This window comes from Bradyrhizobium sp. ERR14 (genome assembly GCF_014198235.1).
Taxonomy (GTDB): Bacteria; Pseudomonadota; Alphaproteobacteria; order Rhizobiales; family Xanthobacteraceae; genus Bradyrhizobium.
In genome coordinates this window covers 44982-67275 of the sequence record NZ_JACIHD010000028.1, presented here as the reverse complement: position 1 = coordinate 67275, position 22294 = coordinate 44982, and the positions used below count along the sequence as shown (strand labels likewise).

The 22294-nt window shown below is 57.8% G+C and carries 21 protein-coding genes and 2 pseudogenes; 16 read left to right on the top strand and 7 right to left on the bottom strand.

Translation table 11 applies throughout. The features are described 5' to 3' along the window. Window positions 1-330: 330 nt before the first annotated feature. The gene (locus GGD62_RS37190) at window positions 331-594 is read right to left on the bottom strand and encodes a hypothetical protein (protein ID WP_183713563.1); all 264 of its coding nucleotides are present in this window, start codon (window positions 592-594) and stop codon (window positions 331-333) included. Window positions 595-1292: 698 nt separating this feature from the next. Between GGD62_RS37190 and GGD62_RS37185 the strand changes: the two genes are divergently transcribed. The 4 genes from GGD62_RS37185 to GGD62_RS37170 are packed head-to-tail and all read left to right on the top strand — an operon-like array spanning window position 1293 to window position 4013. Continuing rightward, window positions 1293-2417: a hypothetical protein gene (locus GGD62_RS37185; protein ID WP_183713560.1), complete on the top strand. Its 1125-nt coding sequence runs from the start codon at window positions 1293-1295 to the stop codon at window positions 2415-2417. Between the two features lie 18 nt (window positions 2418-2435). Next, on the top strand, window positions 2436-2807 hold the full coding sequence (locus tag GGD62_RS37180) for a hypothetical protein (RefSeq protein ID WP_183713558.1): 372 nt from the start codon (window positions 2436-2438) through the stop codon (window positions 2805-2807). Continuing rightward, window positions 2804-3808 (top strand): DUF2272 domain-containing protein, encoded by a 1005-nt coding sequence (locus tag GGD62_RS37175; protein ID WP_183713555.1) that lies wholly within the window; start codon window positions 2804-2806, stop codon window positions 3806-3808. Before GGD62_RS37180 ends, GGD62_RS37175 begins: the two co-directional genes overlap by 4 nt. Window positions 3809-3824: 16 nt before the next feature. Next, window positions 3825-4013 carry a hypothetical protein gene (locus GGD62_RS37170; RefSeq protein WP_183713553.1) on the top strand — a complete coding sequence of 63 codons (189 nt, stop codon included), beginning with the start codon at window positions 3825-3827 and terminating at the stop codon, window positions 4011-4013. A gap of 27 nt (window positions 4014-4040) precedes the next feature. Here GGD62_RS37170 and GGD62_RS37165 read toward each other — a convergent pair whose 3' ends face one another. The 3 genes from GGD62_RS37165 to GGD62_RS37155 are packed head-to-tail and all read right to left on the bottom strand — an operon-like array spanning window position 4041 to window position 6769. Next, window positions 4041-5006: a DUF3616 domain-containing protein gene (locus GGD62_RS37165; RefSeq protein WP_183713550.1), complete on the bottom strand. Its 966-nt coding sequence runs from the start codon at window positions 5004-5006 to the stop codon at window positions 4041-4043. A 34-nt stretch (window positions 5007-5040) separates the two neighbouring features. Beyond that, window positions 5041-6342, bottom strand: a complete 1302-nt coding sequence (locus GGD62_RS37160) for a hypothetical protein (protein ID WP_183713547.1) — start codon at window positions 6340-6342, stop codon at window positions 5041-5043. A 13-nt stretch (window positions 6343-6355) separates the two neighbouring features. Continuing rightward, the gene (locus GGD62_RS37155; protein WP_183713544.1) at window positions 6356-6769 is read right to left on the bottom strand and encodes a hypothetical protein; all 414 of its coding nucleotides are present in this window, start codon (window positions 6767-6769) and stop codon (window positions 6356-6358) included. 182 nt (window positions 6770-6951) lie between these two features. Here GGD62_RS37155 and GGD62_RS37150 point away from each other — a divergent pair, with 182 nt between their 5' ends. The 4 genes and pseudogenes from GGD62_RS37150 to GGD62_RS37135 all read left to right on the top strand — a co-directional run bounded on the left by GGD62_RS37150 (window position 6952) and on the right by GGD62_RS37135 (window position 9124). Further along, the gene (locus tag GGD62_RS37150) at window positions 6952-7575 is read left to right on the top strand and encodes an acyl-homoserine-lactone synthase (RefSeq protein ID WP_183713541.1); all 624 of its coding nucleotides are present in this window, start codon (window positions 6952-6954) and stop codon (window positions 7573-7575) included. Continuing rightward, the gene (locus GGD62_RS37145) at window positions 7572-7766 is read left to right on the top strand and encodes a hypothetical protein (protein ID WP_183713538.1); all 195 of its coding nucleotides are present in this window, start codon (window positions 7572-7574) and stop codon (window positions 7764-7766) included. The genes GGD62_RS37150 and GGD62_RS37145 overlap by 4 nt, the downstream gene beginning before the upstream one ends. A gap of 271 nt (window positions 7767-8037) precedes the next feature. Next, window positions 8038-8454 (top strand): annotated as a pseudogene (locus GGD62_RS41965) (aminotransferase class III-fold pyridoxal phosphate-dependent enzyme); the annotation flags it as partial. After that, window positions 8363-9124 (top strand): aminotransferase class III-fold pyridoxal phosphate-dependent enzyme, encoded by a 762-nt coding sequence (locus GGD62_RS37135; RefSeq protein ID WP_312014326.1) that lies wholly within the window; start codon window positions 8363-8365, stop codon window positions 9122-9124. The pseudogene GGD62_RS41965 and the gene GGD62_RS37135, both read left to right, overlap by 92 nt. On the opposite strand, the gene GGD62_RS37130 is transcribed toward GGD62_RS37135, so the two are convergent. The 3 genes from GGD62_RS37130 to GGD62_RS37120 form a co-directional block, all read right to left on the bottom strand. Beyond that, window positions 9014-9721 carry a LuxR family transcriptional regulator gene (locus GGD62_RS37130; protein ID WP_183713529.1) on the bottom strand — a complete coding sequence of 236 codons (708 nt, stop codon included), beginning with the start codon at window positions 9719-9721 and terminating at the stop codon, window positions 9014-9016. The genes GGD62_RS37135 and GGD62_RS37130 overlap by 111 nt on opposite strands. 24 nt (window positions 9722-9745) lie before the next feature. Beyond that, window positions 9746-10588: an alpha/beta fold hydrolase gene (locus tag GGD62_RS37125; protein ID WP_183713525.1), complete on the bottom strand. Its 843-nt coding sequence runs from the start codon at window positions 10586-10588 to the stop codon at window positions 9746-9748. Window positions 10589-10948: 360 nt separating this feature from the next. Next, window positions 10949-12283 carry a metallophosphoesterase gene (locus GGD62_RS37120; protein WP_183713522.1) on the bottom strand — a complete coding sequence of 445 codons (1335 nt, stop codon included), beginning with the start codon at window positions 12281-12283 and terminating at the stop codon, window positions 10949-10951. Window positions 12284-12422: 139 nt separating this feature from the next. Between GGD62_RS37120 and GGD62_RS37115 the strand changes: the two genes are divergently transcribed. From GGD62_RS37115 to GGD62_RS41220, 8 genes and pseudogenes are all read left to right on the top strand, one after another. Further along, window positions 12423-13616 carry a hypothetical protein gene (locus tag GGD62_RS37115; protein WP_183713520.1) on the top strand — a complete coding sequence of 398 codons (1194 nt, stop codon included), beginning with the start codon at window positions 12423-12425 and terminating at the stop codon, window positions 13614-13616. Further along, window positions 13613-14164 (top strand): RNA polymerase sigma factor, encoded by a 552-nt coding sequence (locus tag GGD62_RS37110; protein ID WP_183713517.1) that lies wholly within the window; start codon window positions 13613-13615, stop codon window positions 14162-14164. The genes GGD62_RS37115 and GGD62_RS37110 overlap by 4 nt, the downstream gene beginning before the upstream one ends. A 185-nt stretch (window positions 14165-14349) precedes the next feature. Beyond that, window positions 14350-15312: a hypothetical protein gene (locus GGD62_RS37105; RefSeq protein ID WP_183713515.1), complete on the top strand. Its 963-nt coding sequence runs from the start codon at window positions 14350-14352 to the stop codon at window positions 15310-15312. 126 nt (window positions 15313-15438) lie between these two features. Further along, window positions 15439-16476, top strand: coding sequence for a hypothetical protein (locus GGD62_RS37100; protein WP_183713512.1), 1038 nt, complete (start codon window positions 15439-15441; stop codon window positions 16474-16476). Between the two features lie 4 nt (window positions 16477-16480). After that, window positions 16481-19348, top strand: coding sequence for an ATP-binding protein (locus GGD62_RS37095; protein ID WP_183713509.1), 2868 nt, complete (start codon window positions 16481-16483; stop codon window positions 19346-19348). After that, window positions 19348-20457: a trypsin-like peptidase domain-containing protein gene (locus GGD62_RS37090; protein ID WP_183713506.1), complete on the top strand. Its 1110-nt coding sequence runs from the start codon at window positions 19348-19350 to the stop codon at window positions 20455-20457. Before GGD62_RS37095 ends, GGD62_RS37090 begins: the two co-directional genes overlap by 1 nt. Window positions 20458-20485: 28 nt before the next feature. Beyond that, on the top strand, window positions 20486-20869 hold the full coding sequence (locus GGD62_RS37085; RefSeq protein WP_183713503.1) for a YidB family protein: 384 nt from the start codon (window positions 20486-20488) through the stop codon (window positions 20867-20869). Between the two features lie 112 nt (window positions 20870-20981). Continuing rightward, a pseudogene (locus tag GGD62_RS41220) lies at window positions 20982-21698 on the top strand (EAL domain-containing protein); the annotation flags it as partial. Window positions 21699-22294 lie beyond the last annotated feature (596 nt).

The window sequence follows — 22294 nt, the reverse complement described above, 5'->3', positions numbered from 1 at the left end:
TCGAACGCGTCGCCACTCGGCCATTGGATATCTCAGTCCGATCGAGATGGAGCTAGAAGCAGCTTAACCCTGTCCATTTTTTTGGGGGAAGATCATATATTCACTCGACCTCGTGGTATTCGGCCCGGTCGAAACCCGAGCCGAACAGCGCTGCTGCGGCGTCGTAGAGCGCGACGGTATTAACGGTTGACTGCATGGCGTACTAGGCGCGCAATGCCTCGATCGCCGATGCATGGGCAATCAACTGTCGCGACGGCGTTTGGCAATCGAGCATCTCTAGCTTGGGCTCCTCGCGCCTCGTGCCGCTCTCGATGATATTCCGATCGATTGTCATTTCTCTGCCTTCGCCGTCCTGGTTGGTCCGCCAGACTCTATGCGCTCGCTACCAGCCTGCCAGTCTGCGCCGTGTTGACGGATCATTTCGCTATGGGACCGTTTAATGAAGGCGCGCTCGGCGCAAAAACCGGCGGTGACTGAAGCGGCTACCGCTAGGCCGCAGGCAACGTAGTCATCCAGCAAACTCCAAATTATGTTACTGCCGGCGACGACGACAAAAGTGAGTGCCATGACGGTATTGCGAAATGCTTTAACCATGCTTGTTCCCCCAGCCGATCGGCGAGGGATGTTAACATTGCAACCAAGACGTTCTGCGGCGTTTGAGAGGCATGGTCCGTCGCATTTCTGCTAGATCAGCTTGTGGTCGTGCGCGATGTCGCGCGCGGCTAGACAGCACTCAGCGGTGCGCCATTCGCGCGGGGGAATCTACAAGGCGATCCGCGCTCATCGAACCTTTCGCCGGCTTGAAAGGCACAATGATGCCATGTAGCCGCAGGCCAGACGAACGACTCGAAAGAAGTGGCGGCGGACGAAGTCGAAAGCCGGTGACTGACACGGGATTTGATCACCCGCCACGGGGCGCGATCGGATGGCTGAGAAGTCGCCGACCTCTAGCGTCGTCACGACGGGGGAGTGGCTCGCGCCGCCCCTTCTCCAGACGGGGGTGAGATCCCGCGCGCGAACGGGATCGAGGGCTCGATCCCCGCCACATCCAGGCCGGCTGCACCGCCGGCGTGAGTGGCCGGATCCCATACGGGACCCGGAAAGCCCGTACCGACGAACCACAAGCGGCGCTCCCCACGCCGTGCGGCCCGTACATAGCTTGGCTTCAGCTTCGCTGAAGCCCTCACACGGCTGTCCGCCGCGCCACCAACAAGCACCTAGTATGGTCCCTAGGAGAGCCAATCGCCGTCCTGAGGCAGTGTGCTTGGATCAAATAGCGTTGGATCGGAGCGATGAGCCTTTGGCCGACCACCAAGACCGCCGCGGTGACGGCAGGTCCCGTCGAGACTGCACACGCGTCGATGAGGAAGCTGTCCGAGCGCGGCGTCGAAATTCCGTCTCACATTTCGGCCCCGATTACTGCAGTGCAAACCACGAGCAGCTTGGTCCAGTCAAGCGCCGAGACCCAGTCCCGGTTCTGGGCCGCTTACAGCGCGCTCAACTCCAGGATCAAATCGCCGGAGGAGGCGAGGGACCACTACCGCCGGTTTTTTTACGTAATCCTCGCCGCCTTGCTGCTTTTGCAGCTTTACTACTCCGCGTTTTTGTCGGTGCAGAAGGGGTTGTTGGAGGTCAACAAGAGCATCGAGGCCGCTGAAGTAGCAGCCATCGTTGCTGCACCAGCAACTGCACCTGCACCGGCTCCCGCCGTAGCGCCAACGCCTGCTCCAACGGGTGTCGCAACCGCCAAGAACGAAGGGCTGGTCGGCAAACGGCAGACGTATCTCCACGCTGCGGACTATCTCATGGGTATCCCACGCAAGATGGCCGGCTTTCTGGGCATCATAGGGCTCGGCTCAGGTGACAATAACAGCAGCGACAAGGCGGAGGTCGTGGCGCAAGTACAGCTGGACCTCGCCACATCGTTCGTCGGCGGGTTTCTCTTGCCGGTTTTCTACGGAATGCTTGGCGCGATCGCCTTCGTGCTTCGGCGCCTCTCCGACGAAACCTCGTTCGTCGAGGAAGCGACGGTCCTCAAACGTAAGTTTTCCTTGCGCGTCCCGATTGGCGCGCTGTCTGGCTTGGCAGCCGGCTGGCTACTGCAACCTTCGACGGGGGCCTCGGTCACCGCCTCCCTGTCGCCTTTCGCGCTCGCTTTCGTCGCCGGATACAGCGCAGACCTCGTGTTCACGGCGCTGGATCGCATCGTGGCGGCCTTCACGGGGCCGCCGTCACCTCAAACACCACCGATTGCTACTCCGCCGGAACGGTCTCCCTCGCCAAGCGAGCCTATCAACAACGAAGCCCGTCCCTCAAACGACGCGCGGCCGCAAGCAAATCCTGACCCGAGTGGCGATCCGTCGAGCGCAAGAGAAGTGACGATGAGTTCGAGAGCTCAAGCAAACCAAGACGCATAAAAGCCGGAGGTCATTGCCATGAAGATCGACTTCGCCGAGGTCCAGTCCCTGGGGCCTCGCATGATCGACGAATACGCAGCCGCATTCCGCTCGAATGACGCGAATACCGTGCTGGAAAAATACGAAATTTCGGCAAACCGGTTGAGGTTGGCGCATTTCTTTGCTCAGATGCTGCAAGAGACTGGTGGCTTCAAGATCCAGACGGAAAGCCTCTGGTATTCGCCTTCCCGGCTGATGCAGGTTTGGCCCCGTCGTTTTCCGACATTGGAAATTGCGCAACAATATGCGCACAACGAAGAGAAGCTCGGGGAGTACGTTTACGGACATAGGTTGGGGAACGACAGCCCGGGAGACGGTTTCAAATACCGCGGTCGTGGCCTTTGCAAATGACCGGACGGTCGGCCTATGCGAAATACGGACGGGACCTCGGCATCGATCTCGAAGCGAATCCCGAACTTGCATATCACCGGGATCATTGTTTGGAGATCGCAGCGGCCGAATGGAACGCCAGCGGCTATCACGGCAAATCCTGCAATCAACTGGCGGATGCGGATGATATTGTAGGCGTCACCTACGCGATCAACGGCGGACAGACCGGAATCGAAGACCGCCGCTTCTGGCTGCGCAAGACGAAAGGGGTTTGGTCCGATAGGCCGGCTCCAGATGCTGTTCGCGAACAACTGGTCAGCCGTGCGAGTGCAAATCTCGAACTTATCGCCGACACCTCTACGGCATTCGCCGTTCAGCAAGCCGATGGGCTGACCATGGACGCCGTGGCTCCAGCTGGCTTCGGCGCCCGGGCGGCGTCCATTGCGCTCGACGAGTGGCGGAGGTTCGGTGAGCAGACCTACGATATTCGCGGGCATGCGATCAATGTCGGGCACAAAGAGGGTGAGACGCCGTATTGGCATTATGTCGGCGAATATTGGAAGTACGGCGTCAACAACGATACTCTAACCGGACGAGATCACAGCGTACCATGGTCCGCGGCCTTCATCTCCTGGGTGATGCGCAGAGCCGGTGCCGGCAGCCGCTTTCACTACAGCCCGCAGCATTCGATCTATATTTTCCGTGCCATCAAGGATCTGCTGCAAGGTAAGCCAGACGCTGGGTTCTACTGCTACCAGCTCCGGGAGTGCAAGCCGCAGGTGGGCGATCTCGTGTGCTGGGCTCGTCGCGACGGGATTGACTACCAACACCAGAATGGCGGCGATTATCCAGGTCACTGCGACGTCGTGATCGACGTCGGGGCCGACCAGATAGAGATCGTCGGCGGTAACGTTGGGGACTCGGTTACGAAGCGTCCCTTGAGATTGAACGATGCGGGATTCCTGGAAGCCACCAATCAAGGGGGCGAAAACCTCTTCGGGATCATGAGATGCAGGCTCTAGACGGAAGCTTAGTTACTTGAAGAAGACGCTAAATTTAGGAGAGCAGCTGGTTGAACACCATAAGGAGGTCGACGCCTCGCCGGAAGTTGCAACCGGCAGGGCAATGCCTGGTTATGGCAGCTACGTGGCCGCGATGAAAGAGCGCGTAGAGGTGGGCTTGCCTGACGAGCCCGATCGTTCGCCCTGCCCCGAGACTTCGAAGTGAAGCTCCGCCTGTTCCCGGCGCGGCGCCTCAGGGCTTCAAAATCACGCTCCTAAATGCTTGTTCGTTTCGCGGCGCATCCTTGCATTCCCCGGCACCAACCGTGAGCGACCCATCGTCGCTGAGAACCTGAACTTCTCCGGTCCCCGGAATCTCGAACATGGCTTCCGGAAAAAGAGCGTTCATGGCGGGAGTCTCGAGCTTCTCAATGCCTTCACCGGACTCCTTGACTGACCATCGAAACAGCACGAAGTCTTTTTTCCCGTCGTAAGGGCCCGCGACGATCAGGTAGCTACCGCCCACCTTTTCGATGCTACGTACGCCGCGACCCTTAAGGTCCAACTCGATCGGGTTCCCGAACTTGGCTTCGCCTTTTCCTTCGATCAGGTCGGTCGGGTTTTCCAACGTAACGACCAGTGCCTTGTTTTCCGGGAGTGGATTACGGAAACCAATGAGCAGCTTGTTGTTGCCGCCGTCAGCCAATCCCTCGATATTGAACGCGCCATTCGTCTTCGGTGGCTTCGTTGCGGCTTCGGCCAGCTTGTACTTCGCAAAGCGCGGGTCCGATGAGAGATTCTCCACCAGTTTCGAATAGGCCGCACCGATCGGCTTCAGGCCGGGCGGTGACGAGGTCGTGTCAACTGTCGTCGCAAAGAACCTCCGCCGTCGGTCTTGGACTTTTCCGTCCTTGTTCGTGCCGTGCGATGAGATCCAGTATATCGTGTCTCCGATCCGCGCTGCACCTTCAAGGTCCGATTCCTTGTCGGGCTTGGTGTCCAGGAATTTCGACAGGTCAACCTGCTTGATTGAAGACGACTGCCCTCTCTTATAGATGCGAAGCGTGTTCATTTCGTCGTCTCCGACAACGAAATGGTCCTTGTCGAGCGCAACCGCCGCAGAAGCGTCGCACATTTCCTTGTAGGTCACGATTTCCGCTTCTGCTGCCAAAGCTTTGGTTGAAATCGCACTCACGGCGCAAAGGAAACCGACGAACATCACTCATTTTCTCTCCTTGATGGCTTGGCTGCGTTCAAAGTTTGTAGTTCAAGGCAACGAGATACTGTCTTTGCTTTATCAGCGTGTCCTTTTCCAGGCCGTCAGTATAGCTGACCGAGACGGATGCCGCCCCGTCGGGCGTTATATTGAAGCCGACCTCCACTCCCCACAGCAAGGCATCGATACGGCGGTTGAATTCGCGGTGATAATTGACCGTCACATCGGCGTAGAAGCGGCCGATGAGGTCCGCAAAGACTGGTTCGGCGAATGGGTCGTAGATGCTGCGATCGGGGAACGGGGTGAGATGGAGGCGCGCCACTGCTCCACCCCAGGTATAATCGCCTCTGGTCAGTGCCGTTGCGCCCACCACATCCACACGCTTGATGTCCGCTTCGGCCCGAAGTTGCCAAAACCAGTCGAGATATTTCGTGGCGGGTGCCCCGATCGTCCCTCCCAACCGAGCGTTCGGAGCGAAAGGCTCCCACGCGGCAGTGAAACCGTATATTCGTCCCTCACCGCGAAAGTCGGTCTGCGCATACGGGCTTACGATCACGTATTGCAGATCGAATAGAGGCCCACCGGCAATGGCAGCCTGCGCATCTATGCCGGTTTTCACAGCGCTCTTTTCGCTTTTGGTCCTGGGGGCGTTGATCGTGCCTTGCGCATCCGTCCACAACGCCACCGTCGTCCCGAACAACGACGGAACGTTGAAGTCGCGCTTCGCGTACGGATCGTCCGGCAGACCCGTGAAGCAAGGGCTCATGGGGTCATTTTGCGACAGGACGTACGACACGCGCCCGTTGACCGTCAGGGATTGAGAGCGGTCGAGATCGTCATGCGCAAAGCTGGCGGAGGCTCCCTTCGCTTTGGATCTCGGCACAAACCCCGTGACGAACGTTCCCTCCCGGTATTGATAGGTATCCAGCCTGTCGCGGCGGATGAACAGCCTTTGTTGCTCCTGGCAGCCGCCTTTCGGAGGCTTGACGTCCGCCGGAATGGCAGGAGGCGGCCGTGTCGATGCCACCTTGTCAATATCGGCGATCTTGCGGTCCTTGAAAAACAACACGTCATTCGCCACCGTCCGCGATCTGGTCCCGAAGCTCGCTTCGTTTTCCAACCTAAGCTTTTCTGCTTCGGACGGGTCCAGTTTGCCGTTCAGGTTTACATCGTACTTGGCGAGCATCGGATCTTGGACGTGCAGCCGCCAAACTAATGCCTCACGCTCGTCCAATACGCCGTCTTTATTGCGATCGTATTTCGCCGCGGAGAGCGTTTCGGCCGCCAGCGAAGATGACGTGAGAACGATCGCAAACGCGGTCGAGATAATGTGCTTCATGCTGAAGCTCCCCTCAGCTTACTCGCCACCCGAAGTGCTCATATGTAAGGACCGCGGAGTCGATCAGATTCCCGAACGACTGAATGTCTCGCAGACCGATGGCCACATCGGGCTTCGACGTCCACGGAAACTGCACGCCATGGAATAGAGCGCTACGCCAGGCGGGGACGTAGGTTGGGCTGATTTTGTTGATGTTGACCCATAGTATTTTGCGCCCCGTCGCGGGGTCCATGCCCTGGAAGAAGGCGTCGATCGGCGAATTTGGATCGATCGTGTGCGGACCGCGGGGATTATGGCTGTGATCGAAGTACCATTCCAAGCGATGATAGATTTCGTCGCGCGAGATGAACCCGCCGGTCATTGCCAAGAATTCTGCAACGGGCTCCGCTGCCGCAGCGACCTTGAGCTTCTTTCCCTTCTTGCCCATCGAACGTCCTCCCTTGCGGAGGAAATGTTGGCCCAACGGCACCGCGAGTATACTAGGGAATACCCCGGGAGCTGCACGAAGTGTCGCATTCGTCACTTCTTTATCCCCACCTTAGGGAGTTCCCCAGTACACCGCGTCCGCCCTATTTGCTCCGATGCCCTCGCAATGCGGAGCGCATCGATATGATCGAAGCCTTTTCAGTAGCGACGGCGCATCACTTCCAAGACGCGTACGCATCTCAAGCTCGGCTAAGGTACGAGGTCTTCGTCAAGCGTAGAGGTCTCGATCATACTCACTGGGATGGGCTCGAATTCGACGAGTTCGATACGCCCGCGGCGATTTATTTGGTCTGGCGTGACAACAATCTGGTGGTTCGCGGGCTCGCCAGGCTGTTGCGTACGACTGGTCCCTACATGCTTCGGAAGTACTGGCCATACCTTGTAGAGAAAGGAGATCTGCCCTCATCTCCGGCCGTATTCGAGGTAACGCGCGTATGCGTCGACAAGACGGTCAACCCAAATATGCGACAGCGGATATTCCCGGAACTCCTATGCGCGATCCAGCAGTTCATGCGCATTAGCGGCGGCATCGGAATGATCGGAGTTACGCGCGAGCATCTACTCGCGCACTTCCTTCGGTCCGGCATTGAGTGGTTGGGAAGGGAGCATATCATCGAGGGCGAACTCGAGAGAGCCTTCTTCGTGCCGACCGATCGCATTCGACCAGAGTGGCACTGCCAAAAGTTGGCGATAGGCGTCACCGTGTTAGGGGCGGAAAGGGCCGAATTCACGAGGGATGCGGCATGACCGAGCTCACCGTCCGCGGTAGTGAAGAGCATACCGCCCGGAACATGGCTGACGCTCTAACCTATCTCGGGCGCGTGGCAAGCGACGCAGGGTACCACTCCGTCGTTACCGATATCCACGTGCTCCGCGACCGTTTGGCGTCGATCGCTCGCGCCGAGGAGGAGGCAAAACGTGGAATGGCAAGTGCATGAAAGAGGCGCCGTTCTCGCATGCGAACTTCTTCTCGAGTCACGCATCGCAGGTGCGCTCGTATTGCCGGAGGGTGCCCGCTCTTCTCAAGTCCGCCAAAGGCGCCATGATATGGGATGTGGCAGGCGTCGAGTACGTAGATCTGTTAGCGGGGTGCTGCCCCTTGTATCATGGTCATAATCACCCGCATCTGCGCTGAGCGGGCGTGGAGTATCTACTCGCTGATGCATTGCGGTGGGTTTGGATTTCCACACCGATGCTAAACTCCGCTTCATGACCAAACTTGAGAACGGGGTTCTCGCTGCCCACGGTCTACGCTACCGGATGCAATTTCCCGGCCCTACGGGCACGAACTTCGTTGAGGCTGCCATAAAGCTCGCGCGCAGGGTCACTGGTCGACAAACAATCGTTGCGTTCTCAAACGCGTTTCATGGCGTTTCGATGCGCTCGCTCGCGGCGACGGGGTGGGCGCTTTGCAGGACAAGCGCAGAGGGCTTGCTAAACGGCATCCACCGATTGCCGTTCGAAGGCTACCTTGGGGCGGGCGAGAGTGACCTATTGCGGTTTCCCCACATGACATTGGACGCTTTAGGGGGCATTGATCCGGTTGCTGCGATCCCGGTCGAGACCGTGCAGCGAGAGGGCGGGCTCAACGTCGCCTCGAACGAGTGGTTGCAAACCCTCTCTAACGTCGCGAAGACCGCGGCGCTCTCCTCATCGTCGACGACATCTTGGCGGGCTGCGGCCGAACCTGGCAATTTTCAGCTTCGAGCGGGCGAGCATAGTTCCGGATATTGTCTGTCTGGCGAAGTTAATCAGTGGATACGAGCTACCGATGTCGCTGATGTTGATGAAGCCGGAGCACGACGTTTGGAACACCGGCGAGCACAACGGCACGTTCAGAGGGAATTTGCTCGTGTTCGTGACCGCAGCGGCAGCTCTGGACCTTTGGACTCAGGGTTTTGCGCGGCAGATCGATGAAACCGCAGCTATACTTGAAAGATGGTGCCAGGCGGCCGCCGATCGGCATTTGGGTCGAGTAAAGGGGGCGGTATTAGCAATCCGGCCGCTGCAAACCGGGGACCTCGCAGTGAGCCGCCGCATCATAGTCGAGTGCTGCGGCCCGCGAGACGAAGTCCTGATGGTCATGGCGCCTCTCAACATCCGGGCCGAGCTGTTCAAGGGCGCATTGGCTCGGTTGGGCGAAGTGGTCGACGAAACCATAGCAGCCCATGGTCATGCGCCGTCTCTACAACTGGATGATGCCGCTCTTGATCCCCATGATTACGGCGGTGATTCGATTACTCGCCCCGAGCTTTTTCATCGTGTTGCCGACGTGGAATTCGACCGTCTTCTGTGAGATACTGAGGATCTCTCCAATCTCCCAGTTCGTCTTGCCTTCCTTACACCACTTTAGACACTCGACTTCTTGAGCGGTCAGCCCGGCGTCCAGGCTGCGCCTTCCGTCGGCCAACTCGCAGTACTTCAGCCAGTACTGCACACAGACCATGTAGACGAAGCCTGTTTTCTCGTCGGCAGGGGCGCCCTTCTCGCGGAAACTGAGGCTGATGAGGTCCGTCTCGCGGGCCGGGCCTCGCATCGGTATGGTGATCCCGGAATGTACACCCAGTTCGCGGCAAGACTCGAAGAAGTCCCGGTCGGTTCGCGAAATCTGTTTGGGATCGCAGGTGTCCGACCATCGAAAACTCCCCCGCGCATAATGGATCTTCTGTACCACGGGGTCGATCCTATCCCATTGCATGGCTTTGTAGTTGTCGAGATAACCAGGTGGAAACTCGCTCCACGGAATGGAAATCAGGCGCTTGTTTTGAGCCCGTGCGAAAACCGCGTTCTCATAACCGACGGCCCCTATGACAGGCAGGAATAGGTTCTTCAGCTCGGCTTCGCTGTTCGCCTGCTGAGTCCGTTCTATGAAGTCTTCGACAGTCGTGATCATGGCGCCCCCCATCTCCAACGACACCTATCCAGCGTGGACCAGAAACTCCTTCATTCGCTCGTTGAACATCGTCGGAACCTGCCAATGAGGTGCGTGCCCGGCGTCGATCAAGACTGGCTTCTTCGTCCAGAGGTTGCGGTACTTGAGCTTGGATAGGTAATTGAGATTCACAAAAGGGTCTTGGACACCCTGAACGATTGCGATCGGGCGCTCATCGGTCTCGACGGTATCGACCTCGTCGACGCCGACCCCAGCCATGCCATTCTGGACCATCCACTTCCGGGCGTTGCCATCGGTGCGCAGCGCGGCAGCCAGATGCTGGTCCGAAGCACGCGGGCAGCCCATCATCGCACGGACATATCTGCGGCAATCGTCGTCGGAAAAGTGGCGTCGGCCAGCAAGTGCGGTTGATGGCGTCCATCGAAATCCGGCACTGATGCCGGCAGGATCGAGCCTCACGGGCGGAGTTCCGGTGAGCAGAAGAGAACGAACCTCGCGGTATCGGGCCAGCATCTCCAGGCCGATATGGCCACCCAATGACCACCCGACGATGTGATAAGTCTTAAACCCGAGCTCGCCCATCAGCTCATGCAGGATGCGCGCGTACCCTGGAAAGCTATACGTGGATCGCGGGGTATTCGACCATGCCGATCGTCCGTGGCCGGGAAGGTCAGGGGCGACGAGGCCGAGACCCATCCGCGTCAATGTGCCGAACTGGGCATAAAATGCAGAACTTGACGAGGAATTGCCGTGGACAAGAAGCACGCCCACGCGCGCCGGCGATCCAGTAAGGACGCTCAAACGGTGGGCTCTAATTGTGCGCTCACGCAAACGAATATTGTGAGCCAAGGAACGACGCTCGGCCATCAGAAAAGCTCAAGTACCGACGCAACCAGTATGACTCGCACGGAAATATTACCCGTATTAAGCCATCAACAACCTGCGCGGTCAATATGTTATGAGGTGTTCCCGCATGGGCTAGAGGGCATACGGACGTCCGGCACTCTGTGGGCGGGCGGTAGCGGTCGGCGGGACGAGCTTGCAGCGCGAATGCATCGCAGTCGATCCGCTGCATGATGGAAGATGCCGCTGTCGGCCCCGAACAGGTAGCCTTGTCCGACGTCGCACCCCGTCGCAGCGAGGACTTTGGCCTGTTCGGAGGTTTCGATTCCCAGCCACCACTGCCATTCTGAGGTCGCTTCCGAACTCGACGATTGCCCTCGCCCATCAGAAGCTCTCGGTGAAAATGATCCGGCCGTTTGCGACATAATCGACATTGGCGAGCGAGCCGTTCTTGCCCAGCCTCAGTATCGCAAACCCGTGTTCGTAGACGCCTTGCTCCACCTTGAGCTTCGTTCCTTCGATCAGCAACGGCGGATCGACGCCTTCCTCCAGCAATTGATACGGGTTCTCACCCTCGAAGATGGGCACGGCACCGTGTCCGATGCATCTGCCACGTTCGAGGTCCAAGTGGGGCTGATAGATGCACAAATTATGCTCATGGCCCCAAAACCAGGCTGAGATGCTGCGACCTGTGGACTTCAGGCGTTTGAACAGCGACAGCAGGTTCGGATTGTGGGTCGTAAGACGGCCATCCGCGGCAGGCTTTCCTATCTTCGAGAATGCAGAGAACAACTGGTGGTGGGATAACAGAATCGACTTACCATCAAATTCAGCCACGCGTGCTTCTAGCCAGGCTTGCTCCTCCTTCTCGACGAACGTAAGTGCATCTCCTACCGAAAGAGGGCTGTAGTCGTGCAGTCCGGTGTCCATCGCAAGCAATTGCCATTGAGCATCCGACGACCTCAAGCAGAAAAAACTACTGATTTGCGATTGACGTCCTCGATTAAGTCTTCTGATCAAATCGTAGTAGGCGATTCCTCCGCTGTACATGTCGTGGTTGCCCGCCAAGGTGAAGACCGGAAGTGGATTGTCCTTTCGATCGAACACATCCTCGATTACGTCCTCGAAATTGACCGCGCATTCGGCCTCCGTGCCCGAGTAGTAGATATCGCCCAGATGAACGAGGATATCCGGAGAGAACGCCTTGATCGACTCCAGAGTCTTGCGTGCCGTCTTGGTCCCCGCGGCCCAGTCACCGAATAGCGCGATGGTGGCGCCAGTCTTGATCTCAATCGGACGAGAGGCCTCTGTGGGCTTGAGGTATGGAATCTGGCGTCGTGTGCCATCCCAACCAAAATAGTCACTGTATTCGCGAAGTGTCCGACCCCACTTCGGATCGCATGTGCTGACTTCCATCTGTTCAGCAAGCAAGGCTGCGCCAGCTTCGTCTCCCGTAACCAAGGCTTCAAGATAGCGTAGACCAAGCGCACTGCAGACTCTGGCGATATCGCCAAATCCCTCTTCGATCACGTCTGAGTGGGCCTCCACCGTTTGCTGCGCTCGTTGCGCTGCAACCGCGGCCGCTGCCATCGCAAAACTTTGCCCCTCGCCAAGGCCCTCCTCGACGATGTCGGTTTGAGTCGTCCGCTCGTATTGAGCAGCGGCAGATTGGAAAATCGACAGAAAATGGTCGCGGAAGGTCGGCATCTCATCCGTCACGAGATCTCTCCATCGTTGATCGTTCAAGCGGCAGTTTCCGCCAGTGGCACGGGCCGGACACCCGGTAATCTCCCTAGGTGACAGTCGAGTCGTTTGACCGCTTTGTCATCGGGTTCTACCTCGAAGTGATTTCCAGAAGATGTCGATTAATCAGAGCTACGGCGACGATATCCTGCAGGACGCCCAGTCGGGCTGGAAACCGCTAGTCCTTACCGTGTCGAGCGCCGCTCAGAAAAGCAGTTGGCAAGACGCCATTCACCGGGTCCTGAAGCCGCATTTCGTCTGCAGGGGTTTTCCGTACAAGAACCTTGGCGGCCGACTTTGGCGTCCGAACATCATCATCGATCTCCGGTGCTGTCTAGCGGCCTTTGCATTAATAGTCTCCAGCTTCTTGGTCGAATGGCCGCTTTACGTCGTCACAGCTACGCTGGCCGTCGCGGCAGCGGCTCTCGGAGTGCAGCTCGCCCGCCGTTATCGTGCCGCATGCGCGAACGTGATGGCCGTCTGGATGACGGATCAAGGAGACGTTCAGCCACACGTCGTTGCCAACGGTTTCGGATCGTATCTGGTCGGAGCGGCGCTGAGCGATCCGCGTGGAGTTAAAGTACGAAACACCATCATGAGAAGCGCGCCGCTACCTCGGCAATATCCATGGCTCCAAATCTTGCGACGGGCCCGGGACATAAATGTGCGAAGCGAAATAGTCCGAGCGAATCTTCTTACCCGGTTGTTCCGGCTGCTGCCGCTGTTTTGCGAGGACATGGGCGACGCCGGAAGTCACGGATTTGATCACGGAGACGCGGTCCATACGGCCGGGTCGGATGGATATTGCGAACAATGCCGACTGAAGGCATTCGCGCCCATACACAACGTCACGCTGGATCTGATCGATGGCCGCGAATCCGAAGCCAGGCTGTATATCCAAGGCTATTGGCTTCCGTTTCTTTGGAATATTCCGATTTACGAGTACCAAATCCTCCTGAGCCATGGGCAGCGTATTCTGGAGCTACTCAGGGCCGGCCGCTTTTCGGAAGCTGAGGAAGCGGCCGGAGCGGTGCTCGATCGGGAATTCGACTGGACGGACGAGCGACCTTTGCGACAGTGGATCAGGACGATGGTGAACAACTACCTCGGCTTCGGGGGGCAGATGGCCCTAGCCGACGACGTTGTCCATTTCGTGAGCGACAGGTTTCTTCCGAACATCGCAATTGCCCACGAGGAGTCACTCAAGTCGGACGAACAGAACGAAAAGGTGATACAGTCTCTCAATCCACATTTGGCGATGGCTCGTCTGGTCGAAACAGCTGTCCGCCAGCAATGGACGAGGCGATGAACGATCAAGTGTTGGACCGGGCGCTTGCAGTTTTGTCTTCGGACCCGAAGGATCAAGACGCTTGGAGAAAGCTCTTCCGGGCGCTGTGGCCGTTCGTCATTGCAGTGGTCTGGCGTCGACTCCGGGATCGCACTCTAGCCGAAGACGCTGCCCAGGAGGTGTTTCTGCGCCTCGTACGGACCAGCCCGTTCCCGGAGATTTCCAATGCTGCGCAGCTACGAGCATACGTTTGGAGGGTGGCGATAAACGTCTCTACGGACCTGCTGCAACGGCGGCGGCGTTTGATGCGAAGCGACAGAGCGCTCAGCGATCTCCACGAGCCTAATCTAGCTTCGGATACGCCAAGCGAAGAACGGATCATCTTCGGAGAGGCGGTTGCGCTGACGAAAGACGCCTTGGGTCCGGAGGAAAGCGAATTATTGCTGCATTTCATCCAGGGACGTACTATTGCCGAGACGGCATTGGCGCTCGGCCAAACATACTCAAATACCGCAGTGCAGCTGCACCGTCTTCGGCGAAAGCTAGCTAAGCTCTTGTTATTACACTAGAAATAATTTTTCGATCTGGCCTGTAAAAATTCACGTCGAGAAGCGGTCTATTTATGAACCCGCAACTTTGAGTAATTCCGATGGTTGACAGAAGTTTTGCATCGTCTCTGACCGCGCCGCGACATTCTATCGTAGCTCCCTCTGGCCTGGAAGTGCGCCTTCGGCGGCGCGCTGACGAGCTCGGCATGTCGGTCTCCCAGATGCTCGAGCACGACGCTCTCGCCGCGTCGAGAACCAACTATCCGACGCCCGAGTGCCTAGACCCTCTCGAAATCGCGCAGATCTTCTCCGACGATCTTTCTCCGGCGAAGCAGGAGCATCTGTCGAAATGCCCGATGTGCAGCGCCCTGGCGGAAGCGGCGAATCCTCCGGAGGCATGGTTTAAGGAGGTGCTCAAGACTGAAGCAGCCGCGGCTTCAGAACCGAAGCGTGCGGCCGCCTCATCGACCGCGAACCGCTTTTTCCTGGCAGTCTCCTACGGCGGTGCCGGCGTGGTGGCGAGCATCGTCGCATTCGTCTTGTATCAGTACGCCTTCAATGATGCCATTTTGTCTGCTTTGGTCCGAAATGGCGCCCTGCGGATTTTCGCCCAATTGGCTTTGTGCAGCGCGGCACTTTGTGCCGTGGCGTTCGTTTCCTCCCGCTACATCGTTTCTCCCACGGTTCGTCCTAGTGGAGCGATGGCGATCGTGGTTGTGTTTGCCGCAGGACTTACGATTCTTATCGCACGCGACTACGCCACTTTTTCCGATCAGTACGAGGATATGACGGCGACACAAGCGTCGCTTGTCAAGCAGATTGCCGCAAGCGCTCGTCTCCCGCTTCCTGCCCAATTGACCGAGGAGGCCCCTGGTGCCTTGCCTGGCTGGGTCATTGTAAAGAAAGATCACAATTCGGAGTTCTCGGTTCTCTGGAACAAAGTCGCCGTGGCCGCCGACTCTCATGCAATGCCGATCGCCAAGATTTACGAGGGGCGGGTACAGCGTGTTAACAATGTTCTAGAAGTCAGTACGAAGTCGAACGGTAGTATGAAGATCTCGGCGCGCGCGATGGATGCGTCCATAAAGGTCGGGGACCAAGTCATGGCGCTAGTCCCGAACAATTCGTCCAATGTGTCGCAGATATCGGCCGTCCCGGCAGCTAAGTAAGGTGCGAGACTGAGTTTGATCCCGATGAATGCGGGCCGTCGTTTACCGCGCCGGCAAAGGCCTTCCTTTCAGAAGTAGTAATTCGGATGTGTGATCGGTTTTCTATCCGCGCGGACAAGTACAGCCATGCTGACCGCGCAGGAGCGTGAATACATCGAAGGCAGATTGCTCGACCTCGTAGCCAATCTTCCGGCGAGAATGACGCTCCTCGCGGGCATGCCTCAAGCCCTCAAGCTCAGGCTTAATGAGGGGAAGCCGCCGTACCTCCTCGTCAAGGAGGCAGTCACGCTCTGCGAGGAGGACGGATACAACATCACCCCGCCGACCCTCTGTACGTTTATCACAATTCTAATTCCAAATGACGAAACCATTAAGAGCATATGCACCCGTATTCTGCTTCCACCGCCCGCTTCCGTCGTCGCCGATCCCTTCGAAGCCGTTCTGTTGGGGCGGCTCCCCTTCTTGGGACGCCCAACCGCAAGAGCATATCTGCGAAGCCTTCTACAAGACCTTCCGAGTCAGCCGATCGTCGTCATCAACGGCACTCGCGGAGCAGGAAAGACGTATACAACCGAGTTGATTGATCATGTCTGCCGAACGCATCAGATCATCAATTCCTGCCATGTAGAACTTAAGCCGGAGCAAGGCCCTTCCATCGGCCCCGCCGAACTCGCTGGGGATATCGTGACCCTGATGGGAGGAGACACTTCGCTGATCCCCAAGCAAGGTGTGACAAACCTGGAGCGATGGACACAAGAGCTGGCCAATTGGGTGTCGCTAGTGGCGAAAAACTCCGGTTCTAAACATTGGATCGTTCTCGACGGTTTCAGCAACGGTGAATTGCGGCAAGACACCCTCCTTTTCATCGTGAAGCTCGCGCACGTGCTCACCTCCGGGGTGGCGAGGCGCCTTCATCGACTGATCCTGTTGGACTTCGATCACACGGCGCTTCCTGTCCCTCCTGGCAGCATCGCGCACGAGACGATACCCGGTCTTAGTCGAGCATTCGTGACCAATTTCGTGAACGATCTCGTTGCTCGGTCCGCTGGCGGTCTGGACGCGCAAGCCATCCTTACCCAGATAGCGGAAGGCCTCGCAGACCCGATTTCGGATCTGCGGGAATTAGGCAAACGTCTGAACGATTTGATCGAGGTCGTGGGATGATCGCATGAGCAGCTCTGTAACCCGCTCGACAAGCGACGTCGTCGCCGAGCTGCAGAAGCGCACACTGGCGCGAAGCAACGCAAGCATGGACTTATCGTCATCGACTTATCTCTTTGCCGCCGCGGTGCTTCACGTTTTCAGCCCATCCAACCTTAAGCCTTGGCTCCCGCTTTCCTCGCCGATCAATCCCGCCCCCGATCTATTCGGAGCTTCGGTGGTGGCGGTTGGTTGGCGGCATCTCGGGCTCCGGACCCTGAAGCCGGAAGAGCGACGGTCCGCCTTGTCATTTCTTTGGAAACTTGGAGGAAGAGAGATTCTGCGGTCCGTTCTGGCCGCCAATCCGGATCGATTGATGACGCCGATCCAACGGGCTTTCGATAAGTGGCTGGCTGGAGACCAGTGTGATCTATCCAATATGAGCTTCGACGACCTGGTGTCGACCGGACAGTTGTATGATTGGGGTATCGCCGAATTTGGGGGGCTGCCGGATCGAGCCAAGTTCGATGTTGCCTTGCGCCGCCGGTCGGCCGTATCGCTTTTCGAGCACCTCGTCGACGACAGTTTCGTCGGACGAGAAGAAGAACTGCAGATACTTCGGGACTACGTTGGTGTCGTGGAGCCCTCGCTCTGGCAGCGGTTGCGGGGCTTCGTCGGGCCCGGCTCCCGCCCTCCACTAGTTCTTTACGGTCCAGGCGGCGTCGGTAAGACTGCGCTTATCGGGAAATTTCTGCTTGAACATGTAAACGCTCCGACGAAGGGATGGTTTCCTTTCGCCTATTTGCCCTTCGATTCCTCGTCCCTCGATGTGAGCGAGCCGTTCACCATCCTCGTAGCGGCCTCGACCCAATTGAGCGCTCAGATCAACGACGAAGCCCGGAGCGATAGATCGACTCAGGAGTTCAGCTTTCTCGTTTCAGAATATCGCGATGAACGGGCACAGCTTAGGCAGCGGGCCTCCAACATCTCGGCGCAGCAAGAAAGATTGGCCAACTACAGTGGTGCCGAGGAGCGACTCTACGTGGCATTCGGGCGCATGCTCGAACGCATCGCATCCGCAGCGGGCCGCCAGCAAAAAGCCGGAGCCGTGCCCGTCGTGCTGGTCTTCGACACTTTCGAGGAAGTTTACTACCGGACCAAAGAAGATCTGTTCAGTTTCTGGCAGATGCTGGCGGTGGTACAAAAGATATTCCCGTCTCTTCGCGTCATCATCGCGGGACGGGCCAAGCCGAATCCATTTACTGTTAAGGGTGAGCATCCAGAGGAATACTCGCTCGGCGATCTTAATCAACAGGACGCCACGCGGTTGCTTTCCAGCCTTGGCGTCGATGGTGCGAGCGCAACTGTAATTGCAAGACAGATCGGAGGCAGTCCGCTCTCCCTTCGCCTGGCGGCAAGAATCGCGCAAAGCGAAGATGCATCTCGAGGAATCACAGGCCTCCAAACGAAGCGGTATTGGCTTTTCGATGTGGCTCCGGAGGTCGTTCAAGGGAGTCTCTACACGCGTGTGTTGGACCATATCCACGATGAAGACGTGAGGGCGCTGGCCCACCCGGGGATGGTTCTTCGACGTGTCACCAAGGAGATCATACGCTTCGTGCTCGCGCCGTTGTGCAAAGTTACCGTCTTGAACGACGAGCGAGCCGAAGAACTTTTCGAAGAACTCCGAAGAGAACATACCCTGGTCAGCATCGAGGACGACGAAGCGTTGCGCTACCGCGAAGAAATTCGACGCCCCGTTCTGCTCCTGATGAAGAACCAGCGCCCCGATCAGGTCAGAACACTGCAGTCGGCGGCTGTTCACTACTATGAAATGGAAGGCGAAACGCTCGTCGAGCGCGCGGAAGAGATCTATCACCGTCTCATGCTTCACGAAGATTCTGAAGCCATAGCAACCAGGTGGCTATCTGGAGTCGAGCAGTATCTCTCATCGGCCATTGCCGATCTCGAGTCGGAGCAGCAAATCTGGTTGGCGGAAAGAATGAGTATCGAGCTGCCGGCCGACGTCTACGACAAAGCGGACTTATCGAGTTGGGAACGGCTGATCGGAAGGAAGGCTCTCGAGACATTCCGGTTTGCCGCTCCGGACCAAGTTCTTGCGCTCGTCAGGCAGCGGTCCGAGCGCACAAGTGACAGTCCGCTTTTTGCCATCGAAGCCCGAGCCCTCCTGGCTTTGAATAGAACCGATGAGGCGGAACGGTTGCTCGAAAGGGCTCTTGACGGCTATCCACTTATGGCCAACAGGGGCCGCTTGGCCGAACTCCTTTGGCTCCAGATTCAAGTCAATTCTCAGCGCAGGCGAGCCGACGACGCGCTCGATCTGCTGGTTCGCTTGCGCGAAGTAAGCGACACATTGCGCTCCCCTCTGCCGAGCATTCAGACGCTGACCGAGACAATCATCCGTAGCCCTGAATCCGCCAAAGCCAGCTTGCGGCTTGCCTTGGTGAACAAGCTGGCCCTATTGGGGCCAGCCGAGATCGATAAAGAAAGGTCTCTGATCCGCCTGGCGCTCGTGAGTCTCGGCGTTGAGTATCCGCAGACGATCGCCAAGCTGCTGCCCCTCGTTATCCACGATTTCTATTACCTCATGCGGCGCTCGCGCGCCGATATTGAAACGGCTCTGCGTTCCCCAGTCGTGATCGAAAACCTGGCACCTCACGGGCTTCCAAACGATCCGCCGACTGCAGCACTCCAGCGCATCCTCGAATACTTCATCTCGAAGCTGATTGAGGGGGAACAAGAACCCCAATTAGTCGAAGCCATTATTATGTTGCTTCGATTGGAGGAGGCATCGTTGTCCGGTGCAAATCTCGGCGGTCTTGATGAATACCGCGAACCCTGGGAATTGAATGTCGTAACGGAGGTTGCGATCTGATGGAGCATTTTAGCCAAGACGAGATCCAGAAGATCGCCGAGGTGACGATGGAAGTCTTCGGGTACGATCCTCCCGTCAGGGCGGCGTTGCTTCAAGGCATGCCGCGACGGTTCGCTGGGTTGCTGCCGGGGGGAATGACGGCGCCCACGATCGGGTTGAAACTGGATCTGGATTATCTGAACACCGTCCCGCGTCTCGATGACGGCAACATACCCTTGAAGAGTTGGCTGAGAAATGCGTCCTGGCTCGCAGCAGGTAGGGCGGACGCAGAGCCGCTCCGCCGATTTCATGAAGCGATCGACGAGAAGGTCACAGGCAGTCCACCCATCAAGACGGTAGGTTTTACTGAACTCCAGGAAGTCGTAGTCCATCACGACGACATGTTGCCCTACGCATATATGAAAGCTGGTGTGTCGGCCGGCGAGGCGGTGGCAAAGCTTCTGGTGACGCGGTATTTGAACAGCGAAGTTCAAAAGAATTCATCGGGTAACCCATCCAAATTCCTGGGTACGGGCTGGCTGGTGGCGCCAGGGCTTATGCTGACGAACAACCACGTTGTGAATGCGCGCGAGAAAGGCGAGCCGCCGGCGTCGGACTCAGATTTCGAATTGCAGGCGAAGTCGACGGTCGCACTGTTCGACTACGACGCGGACGGAGCTGCTGGTTCGAGCGCCAATGCCATCGAATTGATAGCACGCGACCGAAGACTGGATTACGCGCTTTTGAGAATAGACAGCGGAGCCCGAAAGCCACTTTCACATGGCCAAAAGCTTGCAGCCACAAGCAGCCAGGAAGACCGATTGGCACTGAACATCATCCAGCACCCCGATGGAGACCCCAAGAAATTCGCCATAAGAAACAATCTGTTAACGGCCGCAACGGATACTGAGCTGCGGTATTTCACGGATACGATGGCGGGATCGTCGGGCTCGCCTGTTCTTAATGACCTTTGGGAGGCTGTTGGGCTGCACCGGGGAGCCACCCGTGTAACCGGGGTCAAATTCAATGGTCGGGATGTTGCGTACGCCAACGTCGGGACACAACTAAGTGCCATAAAGACTGATCTGGCTCAGCGCTACCGTGGCAAGGTTCCGGAACTCGGCATATAGTAGTCTAGCGAAGCTTCAAGGAAGTCATATGCGCCCCTTCGACGATTTCGGTGGCACTTTCCGTGACCTGGTGAGCCGAGTGGACGAGTCCGCTCTTCCGAGGCTCATTGGCGCAGCCCTGCAGACGTCGCAGGTTGGCGATCTACAGTCGGTGGTCGTCGGACTCGAGAAGAAGGGCCTGGCCGAAACGGTGTCGAGCTGGGCAGAAAAGGCGCCGACGCCGTTTTCCGCGAAAGAAGTGGAGGCCGCGCTCGGAGCGGACAATATCGGACGTGTTGCCGTGACGCTCGGTATTCCGACCCAATCTGCCGCGGAGCTGCTCGCCGAAAGCCTCCCTACGGCGGTCGGCGTCGCTACGCGCAGCGGCACGGTCGTACTTCAAGGGTCAGTCGGGAAAAAGAACGCCCCTTAGTCCTCGCCATTTGCCTGCGCTCTGCAGCGCTTTGGCCGCGGGCCATACTCGCAATCTTCGGCTTCTGCGTGCCAGTGAGGCTCGGTCCACGGTCGGGCGGCTTTTTGCTGGCTGGTATCCGTCGAATATCGATCGCCGTGCAATGGTGCGAATACGGCACCCCCGACCTGGGGAGTGGTCCCGCCGGCCTATTTCATTCCGGAAGGGTATGATCCCCATTTCTGCGACCTGTCCGAGTTCGTGATCGAGCGCGCCCTGAAGGACTGGCATTATCTCTTGGAACGGCAGAGCGCGATCGATCTGTCGATCAACCTGCCGGCATCGTATCTGAGAAAGCCGCAGGTCGTCCGCGACCTCTGCCGCCGGATACCGATGCATCCAGCCTTCGGTGGGCTGACGATGGAAAATCGCCAGCGTTGAGGCGATCGTCGACCTCGATTTCCTGGCCGGGATCTCTCGCGAGATGAGCTTCCACAATATCGGCCCGTCGATCGACAAGCTGGGTGCCAACTGGCCGGAGCTGATGGGACAGGACAGGATTCCCTTCATCAAGCTGAAAGCCGACCGGCAATTTGTCGATTGCTGCGGCAATGACCGGCTGAAACGCACGGTGTGCCGCCACATTGTCGAGCTTGCCCAGGGTTAAGGCGCGCGTGCAGTAGCGGAAGGCGTCGAGAGCGGGGCCGATCTGGTGGCCGTGAGCGAGCTCGGCTTCGACCTCGTCCAGGGCTATTTGTTCGGCAAGCCGATGCCGCTGAAGAAGTTTGCTAGACGCGCTCTGATACGGACCGTGATGGAGCAGAGTGAGGCCCAAAGCCCCCGGGCATAGCGCCGCGCGTCTTGGTCGCAGCCTTTGCATACAGCGCGGCTGAATTTACGGTCTCATCAAAGTTGATCGCTTAGACATATAGCTCCACTTCTAGGGCCGCGCTCACCAACAATCGAGTTCAGCTTTTCAGGCCGCCGCCGGGGTGATCTGCATTCCGCGGCGAGTGAAAATTTTTGAAACCGAGGGATTAAGTCCGTGGTTAAGCCGAAATGGAAGTTACAGCCTTGCGTTGTTGCGCAGCTCTCTTGCTCGGCAAAGTCATGAGAGCAAGCCCAATAGATCCGCTGACGAACGAAGCAGCACATTGAAAAACGCGAAGTCGCGGAAAAATGATTGTGAACGCGTTGAAGTAGTCATTTTGACATGATACATCTATAGGTAGATTTCGGCGCTTGTCCTCCGCTGCAAGCCCAGGCGCGAACCAGATCCATTCTTCATCGTGCGGATGAGGCCATGCGGGGTGGGGTGACGACGCGATCGTTATTCGAGGATTTTCCAAACACGAGTTCTGAGACGAGGCGAACGTTGCGCAAGCTTGGAAAGAAAGCTGGTTTCGTTTCATGGACTGGACATGGATTGCGTCTATGATCGGCACT

Excerpts from the sequence above, each read along its gene's own strand:
- GGD62_RS37190 (WP_183713563.1), bottom strand. The coding sequence starts at position 594 with ATGGTTAAAGCATTTCGCAATACCGTCATGGCACTCACTTTTGTCGTC.
- GGD62_RS37165 (WP_183713550.1), bottom strand. The coding sequence starts at position 5,006 with ATGTTCGTCGGTTTCCTTTGCGCCGTGAGTGCGATTTCAACCAAAGCT.
- GGD62_RS37145 (WP_183713538.1), top strand. The coding sequence starts at position 7,572 with ATGACCGAGCTCACCGTCCGCGGTAGTGAAGAGCATACCGCCCGGAAC.
- GGD62_RS37095 (WP_183713509.1), top strand. The coding sequence starts at position 16,481 with ATGAGCAGCTCTGTAACCCGCTCGACAAGCGACGTCGTCGCCGAGCTG.
- GGD62_RS37085 (WP_183713503.1), top strand. The coding sequence starts at position 20,486 with ATGCGCCCCTTCGACGATTTCGGTGGCACTTTCCGTGACCTGGTGAGC.
- GGD62_RS37175 (WP_183713555.1), top strand. The coding sequence starts at position 2,804 with ATGACCGGACGGTCGGCCTATGCGAAATACGGACGGGACCTCGGCATC.
- GGD62_RS37110 (WP_183713517.1), top strand. The coding sequence starts at position 13,613 with ATGAACGATCAAGTGTTGGACCGGGCGCTTGCAGTTTTGTCTTCGGAC.
- GGD62_RS37105 (WP_183713515.1), top strand. The coding sequence starts at position 14,350 with ATGTCGGTCTCCCAGATGCTCGAGCACGACGCTCTCGCCGCGTCGAGA.
- GGD62_RS37155 (WP_183713544.1), bottom strand. The coding sequence starts at position 6,769 with ATGGGCAAGAAGGGAAAGAAGCTCAAGGTCGCTGCGGCAGCGGAGCCC.
- GGD62_RS37090 (WP_183713506.1), top strand. The coding sequence starts at position 19,348 with ATGGAGCATTTTAGCCAAGACGAGATCCAGAAGATCGCCGAGGTGACG.
- GGD62_RS37180 (WP_183713558.1), top strand. The coding sequence starts at position 2,436 with ATGAAGATCGACTTCGCCGAGGTCCAGTCCCTGGGGCCTCGCATGATC.
- GGD62_RS37125 (WP_183713525.1), bottom strand. The coding sequence starts at position 10,588 with ATGGCCGAGCGTCGTTCCTTGGCTCACAATATTCGTTTGCGTGAGCGC.
- GGD62_RS37185 (WP_183713560.1), top strand. The coding sequence starts at position 1,293 with ATGAGCCTTTGGCCGACCACCAAGACCGCCGCGGTGACGGCAGGTCCC.
- GGD62_RS37100 (WP_183713512.1), top strand. The coding sequence starts at position 15,439 with ATGCTGACCGCGCAGGAGCGTGAATACATCGAAGGCAGATTGCTCGAC.
- GGD62_RS37150 (WP_183713541.1), top strand. The coding sequence starts at position 6,952 with ATGATCGAAGCCTTTTCAGTAGCGACGGCGCATCACTTCCAAGACGCG.
- GGD62_RS37115 (WP_183713520.1), top strand. The coding sequence starts at position 12,423 with ATGTCGATTAATCAGAGCTACGGCGACGATATCCTGCAGGACGCCCAG.
- GGD62_RS37130 (WP_183713529.1), bottom strand. The coding sequence starts at position 9,721 with ATGATCACGACTGTCGAAGACTTCATAGAACGGACTCAGCAGGCGAAC.
- GGD62_RS37160 (WP_183713547.1), bottom strand. The coding sequence starts at position 6,342 with ATGAAGCACATTATCTCGACCGCGTTTGCGATCGTTCTCACGTCATCT.